Raw genomic sequence first — 10,241 nt, 5'->3', positions numbered from 1 at the left:
TTCGTCGCAAGTTCGGCGACGCCTATGTGAAATGGGCGGCGCACACGCCCGCCTTCCTACCGAAATGGCGGCAGTGGAGCGCGCCCTCGCTTGAGTTCTCTACGCGTAATGTGTTGAAGCGTGAATACTCGGGCATGATGGGCGTGATCCTCACGTTCGTTGCACTGGGCTTGAGTGAGCATTTGGTCGTAGAGGGACGCGTGGCGCTCGATCCAGCCTGGCAAGTTATCTGCCTGGTGGGCGCGGTTCTGTACTTCGTCTTGCGCACGCTGAAGCGACAAACCAGGTTGTTGGAAGTTAAAGGGCGCTAGCGTCTCCTCGGCTCGGCGGTCTTTTCAGGCAAAGTCGCATGACGTGCGATGGAGCGCTTTAGGACCGTAAACTGTCGTAGGCGGCAGCATGTCCACGCTCGCGTAGACATTGCACTCAGTAACGGGCGCCGGGCATCTCCCCACGAGTGAGCGTGGAAATGGCATCCGGCTTCTGTCGGACGGCTGCCCGCGCCTTGGACTCTGGACGTGCGACTGCCTATACTTGAAGTATGGCGGCCGAGTGCCGCGCCTTTTCGTTACGCAGCGTTTGCAATCGCTCCCGGCGCGGTCCCTTCCGATGGCCAACGACCGACTGCGGCAAAGAATTGCTTGGGAAGCTGCCCGACTATTGTTTCGTCGGCAGGAGTCGGAATTTTTCCGCGCCCGTCTCAAGGCAGCCCGACTATTGTCGAGCGAACCGGTTCGCGCGCATGAGATGCCCAGCCGCCGCGAGATACGCGACCAGATCGAAGTTTTCGCGCGGCTCAATCACATCGAGACCGGCCGCAGTTCGCCGGATGTGGAATACACACTGCCTAGCCCGCCGGACGAGCCGCTGCTCGTGGCGGACCGCTTCGATGTATACCGCAGCTTGCTCCTGCCGCTTGAGAAAGTGATGCAGAAGCCACTTTATCATCCCGAAGGGGACGCGCTGTATCACAGCCTGCAGGTATTTGACCTGGCGCGTGATCAACTCCCTTACGACGAAGAGTTCCTGCTGGCGGCGCTATTGCACGACGTCGGCAAAGGCATCGACCCGCAGGATCATATCGGCGCCGGTCTTGAAGCACTCGGCGATCACATCACGCCGCGCACGGCCTGGCTAATCGAACACCACTCCGAAGCCGGCGCACTGCGCGACGGGACACTGGGTGTCCGTTCACGACGGCGATTGGAAGAATCCGAGAGTTTCGACGAACTCGTGCTGCTCTCGCAGTGCGATCGCGAAGGGCGCCAGGTTGGCGTTCCCACATCGGACGTCGAAGACGCGCTAACTTACGTGCGCGAACTGGCAGAAAGCTGCGATGCGTGACCATCGAACTGGTGCGGCGCTACTTGGCTAGTTCGTTGATCGTCTGCACGTACGGCACCAACGTCTGCATCACCATTTTGAAGATGAAGCCAACCATCGCGATGGCCATCAGCAGCCATACGCCCCAGCCGGCGACCACGGTAAGCGTCTGCACGGCGTGGCGGGCCCGATCGTGATACTCGCGGGCGAGGCTTTTCATCGCCTCGGGCAGCCGGCCGCTGCGTTCGCCCACTTCGACGGCGGTGAGAAACTCGAAGGGGAAGGCACCGCTTTCTGCCAGCGCTTCGTGGATCTCGTGCCCGCCGCGAATGGTGCGCATCATTTGCTCGGTGTGCTGCGTGTAGTAGGCGTTGTGCGTGCTGCGGAGCGAAAGTGGAATGGCTTTGAGCAGGTCCATGCCGGCTTCCAATGTCAGCTCCATAGTCCATGCCATTTGGGCGAGCGCAATGATCCGTAGCGGCTGTCCCACGCCTGGTAATGCTAGTACCAGTTTTTGCATAGGCTCTGTCCACGCCAGTCCGCGTCGCGCCGCATGAAAGAGAAATAGCCCTCCCGCCGCAACAGTGCCGAGGATTAAGCAGTAAATCACAAATCCCGAGGGACCGACGAGGCCCAGTCCCAAAATGTCTGTCGGCCCCCGGCCCCCCATGGCGCCGATCGCACCGGAGACCAGGATCATGATCCCGACCACGACCAGGGCCAGCGAGAATTGAATGCATGGCCCGGCGATGCTCGAAACAAAAGTGCGCCGCAGGCGGAGTTGTTCCTCGTAATGCTCGGCCAGATGCTTGAAGATTTCGGCCAGGTGCCCGGTGTGCTCGCCGACGACGACCATCTCGCGCAGCAGCCCGGGAAAATATTCGCCGGTCAGGTCGACCCCTTCGGCCACGGAGTCGCCGCGAGCCACGGCATCGTTGATCTGCCGCATCCGCGCGCGCAACATTGGTGATCGTGTGTTGCTGGTCTGGCGCTCGAAGACGCGGCGGACTTCGATTCCGCTGGCCAGCGAAATGGCCAGTCGGCGGCAAAGCTGGGCCAAATCCCGCAACCCGATCCGCGGTGAAAACAGCGTGTCCATGGAGAAGCCTCTAGTCCCTGTCGCCGTCCGGCCAGCAATGGGCCGGCGCGAGACATCACAGAGGTTCAGGCTATCCCCGCGACGCTGAGTTGTCGAGAATTTCCTGGGGCTTGCACGCGGCGGCGACGCAACTCGCCGGCATCCGTACCTCGGTAACGTCGCCCGCCGTCGCCCGGCAATGGATCGATTATGCGGTTTTGGTGCACAAAAAAGTTTGAGCGCGGCGGCCAAATCGGCTCGAATCAGGGAACCGGCAGGTCATCATTGCTGCTGGTAAAATGTCGAGACGGCGAATGGGCAGGAATAGGCTATGCGACGTGGGTTGCCGATCGAGTAGGCGCGTGTTTGCCGCAGAGCACGGTGTTGAGGGTAGCTTCCACGGTTTTCCACGGTGCATTCGCCTTGCATCACGTCGGCACAAACGGTTTTCGCGATCGGTTCATCCACGGACCTGGGGGCTCTCGAATATGAAACCTTGGCTGTCCGCTCTGCCGGTTTGCTTTTCGATTTGTTTCTGCAGCGTTCGAACGTATGCCGACGATCTTCCGTCGCAATACGATCGCTGGCAGCCCCTCGAAGCGGCGGCTTGGGAAGAGCGGGGCGGGCCGCCGCGCCCTCCCCAACTGTTCGACGACGAGGAGGCTTATCGCAAATGGATCAAGGAATCGGAGACGGTCGCGCAGACGAACCGGCGGCAATTGTCGGCGAAGTTCAAGGACCTGTTGGCCGAGGGCGCCGCACGTCAGGGCGATATGTCCTGCGACGATCACCTTGCGCTGGCCGTAATAGCGGCAACGTTGCACCAAAACTCCGAGGCCCTGCGTCACGCCGAGGCGGCGAACCGCGGCAGGCCCCTCGATCCATGCGCGCAATTGGCCCTGATCGTGGCGCTGCTGCGCAGCAAGGACGTGGATGCCGCCGAGAAAATCCTGGAGCAGGTCGCCGAGGCTGCGCCGCTTCCCAATGTGAATTGGACTCATTCGTTTTTAAGCCAGGCCCACAATCAATTCCGAATGCAGAAACGGTGGGCGTCCGTGAGCCGCAGCGAGCGTTGGCTGCTGGACGTACAGCGTGCAGGTAAGTTGGAAGCAGCGCTCGAATGCAATCGTTCTTTCGTGACTGTCAGCTTGCCGACAGCGACGGCCGCTCGGGATGGTTGGGGACAACTGGCCCTGGAGGACGTCGACCGCGAGCTGCGTGCCTGGCAACTGCTCGACAATCCCTATGCTCCCTGGATTACGGCCAGAATCGTGGCCCACAAAGTTTTGCTGTTGGCGAAGCTAAACAAGAAGGACGAAGCACTCGCCTTGCTAGCGCAAACCTTGGCCACCGCTCGCCAGTCGCGGCAAGAGTCGCCCCACGATGCAAATGCATACTTGCGGCTGTTGGCCTTGGAGCGGGCCGAGGTCGATCTGGCTCCGTCTGAGAAGAAGCCGACGGCGCGCAGGCGTTGGGTCGAATCTGCCCACGCCGCCATGCGCCAGTTTCCTATCGATTCGATGGCCATCGAATTCGGCCAAGGCGTGGGAGTTGACATTATCCACCTCATGCGCGACGGCCAATACGAGGACGCGATTGCTGCCAAGGGCGAGCTTCGGAAAACACTGCGCGATTTGCCTCTGCAAATGCAAACCTCGCCTGCCCTCGTGTTCGCATACCGTACGGCCTACATGCCCGACGAGGAGATCTTACGCGGCCAGAGTCGCAATGAATTAGTCGGTAAACCCGCGCCACCGCTGAAGGTGGCCGCCTGGGTAGACGGATCACCGCTATCGGCAGACGATCTGCGTGGCAAGGTCGTGCTCGTCGACTTCTGGGGGGTCTGGTGCGGACCTTGCATTCAAGAGTTCCCGAAGCTGACCGAATGGCACAGTCAATATGCAGCCAAGGGATTAGTGCTCATCGGAATCACGAAATACTATGGTTTCGGCTGGGACGCCGAATCCTCGAGCGCCGTGAAAACCGACGGCATCTCGCACCTTGATGAGCAAGCGGCGGTGATAGATTTTGCCAAGCATCACGGGCTGTCCTACGAATTGGCATTCGATGCCGAGAACAGCCACCTGACCAACCTCTTCGGCGTGGAAGGTATTCCACAAGTTGTGCTCATCGACAGGCAAGGCATTGTTCGGCTCGTGCGAGTGGGCACAAGCGAAAGCAACAACAAGGAGATTGTCAGCGCTATCGAGACGCTGCTCGCCGAGTAGTCGCATTGCGGCGGGTCGTCCGCAGGAGATGACTCGAGCTCAAAACAATTCCCGAATGTAATTTGCTTGAACTTGAGCGGAGACGGTTCTTTTGCGCTAATCGGCTCGCGCCCTTGGCTGATAAGTACTATAGGAATGGCTGAATGCCCTTCCTCTGGCCCGCAGGCACCTGGTCAATCCCCCCCGTCACAAACCGGCACGATTTGTTACAATGCCGACTTTTCCAGCGGCCGCCAGCAGTTTGCCAACCGGGTCAGAGCGTCCGGACACCTGCCATGACTCAATCGTCTCAGCCCGCCGCCACGAAGCACCCTACCTGGGATACGGTGGCGATCGTCGGGGTGGGCTTGATCGGCGGGTCGATTGGCATCGATCTGTTGCAGCGCGGACTGGCCAAGCATGTGGTCGGCATCGGGCGCCGCGAAGAGAGCCTACGGGCGGCTCGCGAGGTGGGGGCCTGCACGTCGACTACGGTCGATCTGCCGCGTGGGCTGGCCGACGCCCACCTGATCATTGTCTGTACGCCGGTGGGACGAATCGCCCAGGACGTGCGCGAGGCGGCCGGCTTTGCCAAGATCGGCGCGTTGATTACGGATGTCGGCAGCACTAAGGGAGTAATCGTCGGCGAGCTCGACCGCGAGCTGCCGCACGAAGCACATTATGTCGGCAGCCACCCTCTGGCCGGCGGTGAAAAAGCGGGGCCGGCGGCTGCCGTGGCCGGCTTGTTCGAGGGACGCACGGCCGTGGTGACACCGGGTGCAATGACCCGCGCCGAAGATGTGCAAACGATCAAGACATTTTGGCAATCTCTGGGAGCCAAGGTACTGCAAATGACCCCCTCAGAACATGATCAACTGGTCGCCGGCGCAAGCCACCTGCCGCACCTGGTTTCGGCGGCGCTGGTATCTGCGACGCCGCCCGCGAGCCTGCCGCTGGTGGCCGGCGGTTGGATCGATACCACGCGGATTGCCGCGGGAGACGCCGAGCTGTGGCGCGATATTTTGCTGTCGAATCGGGCCAACGTGCTGGCGGCCCTGGACCGCTTCGACGAGGAGCTAGCCAAATTTCGCCAGGCGCTGGAGAAAGACGATGCGGCGGGGCTGACTGAAATCCTTCGAGACGCGAAACGGACGCGCGATGCTGTGGGAAGTTGACATCTATCCGGCACTTGGTCAGCCCGACCGTGCGGCTGCGCGCCTGGCAGCCGAAGCGGCCGAACTAGAACTGACTGATGCCCTGGACGCGATCGTGGCGCGCGGGTACTTGATTGAGGGGCAGCTCACGCGCGAAGATGTGCAGCGAATCGCTCGCGAACTACTAAGCGATGCGATCGTCGAGCGCACGGTTATCGGCCAGGTTGGCGAATCAGCGCTGACCGAGCCTCCGCACGGAGGCGGACAAGTGGTCCATGTCTTACCCAAGCCGGGCGTGATGGACCCGGTGGCGCAAAGCGCGCTGGCGGCCATCGCAGACCTGGGCGTCAAAGCCACCGCCGTGCGCACGTTCCGCAAACTGTGGGTCCGCGGCCTGGCGCGCGAGCGGCTCGACCGGCTGTGCGCAAAACTGCTGGCCAATGACGCCATTGAGCAGGCCATTGTCGGCCCTTTGAATTTCGAGCGGCTAGAGGTCGGCGCGCCGTACGATTTCCAGCTCCGCCACGTGGCGCTGGCGGCACTCGATGACGCGGCCCTCATGCGACTGTCGCGCGAAGGGCAGTTATATTTAAGCCTCGAAGAAATGCGCACGATCCAAGCGCACTTTCACAGCTTGAAACGCGAGCCAACCGACGTCGAGCTAGAGACCGTCGCGCAGACCTGGAGCGAGCATTGCAGTCACAAGACGTTGGCCGGTCGCATCCGCTATCGTGATGAAAATGGGGAGCGACATTTCCAGAACATGCTCAAGGAGACGATCTTCGCGGCCACTGTCGAGATTCGCCGCCAGCTCGGCGCAGACGATTGGTGCGTGAGCGTGTTTCGCGATAACGCGGGCGTGGTCCGTTTTCTTGATGATCAGCACGTCGTGTTCAAGGTCGAAACGCATAATCATCCTTCGGCCCTCGAGCCCTATGGCGGGGCGAATACAGGGCTGGGCGGCGTGATCCGCGATCCCTTGGGCACGGGCCTGGGCGCGAAACCGGTTTGCAACACGGACATTTTTTGCTTTGCCCCGCCCGACACGCCGGCCGAGGATGTTCCGGCGGGCGCGCTGCATCCGCAGCGAGTGATGAAGGGGGTTATCTCCGGTGTGCGCGATTATGGCAATCGGATGGGCATCCCCACGGTCAACGGGGCCGTGTTTTTCGATCCGCGCTACCTGGGAAACCCGTTGGTGTATTGCGGCAACGTTGGGCTGTTGCCGGTCGACAAAGTAGAGAAGGCCGCGCAGCCGGGCGACCATATCGTGGCCGTCGGCGGGCGCACCGGGCGCGACGGCATCCACGGTGCCACGTTCAGCTCCGCCGAACTGACCAGCGAGAGCGAATCGATCTCAGGCGGAGCCGTGCAGATTGGCAACGCGATTACCGAGAAGATGCTGCTCGATGTGATTTTGAAAGCCCGCGATCGCGGCTTGTATTCGGCCATCACCGATTGCGGCGCGGGGGGATTCTCGAGCGCTGTCGGCGAGATGGGGGCCGAGCTCGGTGCCGAAGTGTGGCTCGATCGCGTGCCGCTCAAGTACGCCGGTTTGTCGTATTGCGAAATCTGGATTTCCGAAGCGCAAGAGCGGATGGTGCTCGCCGTGCCGCCGGCCGCATGGGACGACTTCTCCGCATTGTGCGCGGCGGAAGATGTCGAGGCCACGGTCATCGGCCAGTTCGTTCCGACGGGACGACTGACACTGCAATATCAAGGCCGACAGGTGGGCGAGCTGGGAATGCATTTTCTGCACGACGGGCGCCCGCCTGTTGTGCGCGACGCCGTGTATGAAGCCCCTGCCGACGCGACCACCGCGGCGCCGGAACGCCCGCGCGGCGATTACACGGCCGACTTGATCGAGATTCTGCGCAGCTGGAACGTAGCCAGCAAGGAATCGATCATCCGCCAGTACGATCACGAAGTGCAGGGGGGCAGCGTCGTCAAGCCGCTGGTGGGGGCGGCCAACGATGGCCCCAGCGATGCGGCCGTTGTGCGGCCCGTGCTCACGTCGCGTCGCGGGATAGTACTGTCGTGCGGTATGAATCCCCGCCTGGCGGACTTCGATACGTATCACATGGCCGCCAGTGCCATCGACGAGGCAGTTCGTAATTGTGTGGCCGTGGGGGCCGATCCTCGCCGGATTGCGATCCTCGACAATTTCTGTTGGGGCGATTGCCAGCGCCCCGAGACGCTCGGCTCGTTGGTCCGCGCGGCGCTAGCCTGTCACGATTTGGCCATCGAGCTTGGCACTCCGTTCATCAGCGGCAAGGATAGTTTGAACAATGAGTTCCGCCACCGAATGGCCGACGGCACGACACGATCGATTGCCGTGCCCCCTTCGCTTTTGATCAGCGCGCTCGGGCAAATCGACGACGTCGCGCAAGCGGTGACCATGGATCTGAAAGAGTCTGGCAACCTGCTGTATCAGGTAGGGATGACAAACGACGAACTTGGCGGCTCTCATTTTGCGTTGGTCAGCGGACTTGCCGGCGGACGAGTGCCGCGCGTCGACGCGTCGACTGCCAAGCGAACGTTTCAGGCCATGCACGCCGCGATCATGGCGGGCACGGTGCGGGCCTGTCACGATTTGAGCGAAGGAGGACTGGCCGCCGCGGCCGCCGAGATGTCCTTTGCCGGTGAACGCGGCGCACGCATTAAACTAGCACAGGTCCCCCACGACTTGGGCGGCAAAGCGACCGCGGCTGTGCTGATGTTCAGCGAATCCAACACGCGGTTTCTCTGCGAGGTGCGGCCAGCCGAAGCCAGCAGGTTCGAGGCGATTATGGCCGAAATACCGCATGCACAAATTGGCGAAGTCAACGCCGGCAACCGTTTGGAAATCGTCGGGCTAGCTGGCGCCGCATCGGACGCGCCGCTGGTCGTCGCTGCCGACCTGGCAACGCTCAAAAACGCATGGCAGGAGCCGCTCCGCTGGTAATCTCTCTATGGCAACACCACGAACTTTAATCCTGCGTGCCCCGGGCACGAACTGCGATGTCGAGACGGCGTATGCCTTCGAACGCGCGGGCGCATCGCCTACCACGCTGCACGTGAACCGAGCGTTGGAAAACCCGCGGTTGCTCGACGAATTCCAGATCCTGTGCATACCAGGCGGATTCAGCTACGGCGACGACGTGGCGGCAGGGCGGATTTTCGGCAACCAGATTCGCCATCATCTGGCCGAACAGTTGCGCGCCTTCCACTCTGCCGGCAAGCTGGTGCTGGGGATCTGCAACGGCTTTCAGATTCTGTTGCGATCGGGAATCCTGTTTCCGGATCTTGGCACCGCGGACGACCCTCCGGCCACGCTCGCCTGGAACGATTCGGGCAAGTTCGAGGATCGCTGGGTGCGAGTGACGGTGACCGGCAAGAATTGCGTTTTCTTTCGTGGCATCGAGAGCATGTACGTGCCAGTGGCTCATGCCGAGGGAAAGTTCGTGCCGCGCGACGCCCAGACGCTGGCCGCACTCGAAGCGCGCGGCCAAGTTGTGATGCGGTACGCGGCGGCAGAGGGAACTCACGCGTCCACGGAACGCTACCCGGACAATCCCAACGGATCGGTGGCTGGTATTGCGGGCGTGTGCGATGCAACGGGACGGGTGTGCGGCTTCATGCCGCATCCCGAACGGCATATCGACCGCACGCAGCATCCGCGCTGGACACGCGGTGAAGGCTCCCCAGAAGGCGACGGACTACGGCTTTTCCGCAACGCTGTGGAATATTTCGGCTAAGCCGCGCGACGAGTGTTTGGCGCCCGTGGCGAATCTAGAAAATGCCCGCTCCGAATCCGTCGCCCTTCGGCGCTTCCGCCGTAGGAGTGTTAACATGCTGAGGTGTCGGGACTTTGTGCGGCGCGCGCGGCTCGTGTGCGGCCGGTTCGACCTTGGTCTGCTCGGGCCGCACCGTCTCGACGCGGACCGGTTCGGCTCTGGGTCGGTCGATTCGGGTCGGTTCTGGTCTTTCGGGCCTGGCATGGTGCGGTGTTTTGTCGCGTGGGGGTGCGGATCCGCGCCCGTCGCGCGCGGGAGCCGCGTTGCGCGACGGCGGCCGTGAGAAGTCTTCGTCGAAGTCATCGTAGCTCGACACGTAGCCGGGCAATTGCGACTGTCGCAGCTCTTCTTGAAAGTGCTGAATCACCTTGTCCTGAATCATCTCGCGGCAGCGCGAGTTGATCGGATGAGCGATATCGGCGTACAGTTTCGCCCGCCCGTCCTCGTCCTTGATGGCCCGATCTTCTTTCAGCCGACCGCCGCACTGGTTGCAGTACAGCGCGCGAAGATGATTCTTGTAGCCGCACTGCGCGCAATGCGCGGTGAGCTTGCGGCTGGGCATCGCGACGAATGGACCGTTCGTGCCTTCGATGATCTTCAGGTCGCGGATCACAAAGCAGTCGTCCAGCGTGATTGAACAGAAGGCGTGCAGGCGCTCGCCGGCCTCCTCCATGAGCTTGATTCGAACTTCGGTGATTTCCAC

Annotated in this window: 8 protein-coding genes; 6 read left to right on the top strand and 2 right to left on the bottom strand. The window is 61.9% G+C overall.

Features of this window, described 5'->3' with window-relative positions; translation table 11 throughout:
• A partial coding sequence (locus VGG64_14680; GenBank protein ID HEY1600851.1) for a hypothetical protein occupies positions 1–311 on the top strand: 311 nt, incomplete at its 5' end.
• A 298-nt stretch (positions 312–609) separates the two neighbouring features.
• Complete coding sequence (locus VGG64_14675; GenBank protein HEY1600850.1) at positions 610–1,344, top strand: HD domain-containing protein; 735 nt, start codon at positions 610–612, stop codon at positions 1,342–1,344.
• Between the two features lie 19 nt (positions 1,345–1,363).
• Here VGG64_14675 and VGG64_14670 read toward each other — a convergent pair whose 3' ends face one another.
• A complete protein-coding gene (locus tag VGG64_14670; GenBank protein HEY1600849.1) occupies positions 1,364–2,422 on the bottom strand; it encodes a type II secretion system F family protein in 1,059 nt (352 codons plus the stop codon).
• A gap of 467 nt (positions 2,423–2,889) precedes the next feature.
• Here VGG64_14670 and VGG64_14665 point away from each other — a divergent pair, with 467 nt between their 5' ends.
• The 4 genes from VGG64_14665 to purQ all read left to right on the top strand — a co-directional run bounded on the left by VGG64_14665 (position 2,890) and on the right by purQ (position 9,499).
• Positions 2,890–4,629 (top strand): redoxin domain-containing protein, encoded by a 1,740-nt coding sequence (locus VGG64_14665; GenBank protein ID HEY1600848.1) that lies wholly within the window; start codon positions 2,890–2,892, stop codon positions 4,627–4,629.
• A gap of 275 nt (positions 4,630–4,904) precedes the next feature.
• Positions 4,905–5,783, top strand: a complete 879-nt coding sequence (locus VGG64_14660; GenBank protein HEY1600847.1) for a prephenate dehydrogenase/arogenate dehydrogenase family protein — start codon at positions 4,905–4,907, stop codon at positions 5,781–5,783.
• Complete coding sequence (gene purL, locus VGG64_14655) at positions 5,767–8,706, top strand: phosphoribosylformylglycinamidine synthase subunit PurL (protein HEY1600846.1); 2,940 nt, start codon at positions 5,767–5,769, stop codon at positions 8,704–8,706. The genes VGG64_14660 and purL overlap by 17 nt, the downstream gene beginning before the upstream one ends.
• Positions 8,707–8,713: 7 nt before the next feature.
• Complete coding sequence (gene purQ / locus VGG64_14650; protein ID HEY1600845.1) at positions 8,714–9,499, top strand: phosphoribosylformylglycinamidine synthase I; 786 nt, start codon at positions 8,714–8,716, stop codon at positions 9,497–9,499.
• Between the two features lie 34 nt (positions 9,500–9,533).
• On the opposite strand, the gene VGG64_14645 is transcribed toward purQ, so the two are convergent.
• Positions 9,534–10,241: a septation protein SpoVG family protein gene (locus VGG64_14645; protein HEY1600844.1), complete on the bottom strand. Its 708-nt coding sequence runs from the start codon at positions 10,239–10,241 to the stop codon at positions 9,534–9,536.

The sequence above is a fragment of the Pirellulales bacterium genome (genome assembly GCA_036490175.1).
GTDB lineage: Bacteria > Planctomycetota > Planctomycetia > Pirellulales > JACPPG01 > JACPPG01.
Note: the sequence above shows the minus strand (reverse complement) of the source record. Positions and strands in the feature narration are given on the sequence as shown.

Bases quoted from the DNA above. Each gene is read 5' to 3' on its own strand.
- VGG64_14660 (HEY1600847.1), top strand. From the start codon at position 4,905: ATGACTCAATCGTCTCAGCCCGCCGCCACGAAGCACCCTACCTGGGAT.
- purQ (HEY1600845.1), top strand. From the start codon at position 8,714: ATGGCAACACCACGAACTTTAATCCTGCGTGCCCCGGGCACGAACTGC.
- VGG64_14670 (HEY1600849.1), bottom strand. From the start codon at position 2,422: ATGGACACGCTGTTTTCACCGCGGATCGGGTTGCGGGATTTGGCCCAG.
- VGG64_14675 (HEY1600850.1), top strand. From the start codon at position 610: ATGGCCAACGACCGACTGCGGCAAAGAATTGCTTGGGAAGCTGCCCGA.
- VGG64_14665 (HEY1600848.1), top strand. From the start codon at position 2,890: ATGAAACCTTGGCTGTCCGCTCTGCCGGTTTGCTTTTCGATTTGTTTC.
- purL (HEY1600846.1), top strand. From the start codon at position 5,767: ATGCTGTGGGAAGTTGACATCTATCCGGCACTTGGTCAGCCCGACCGT.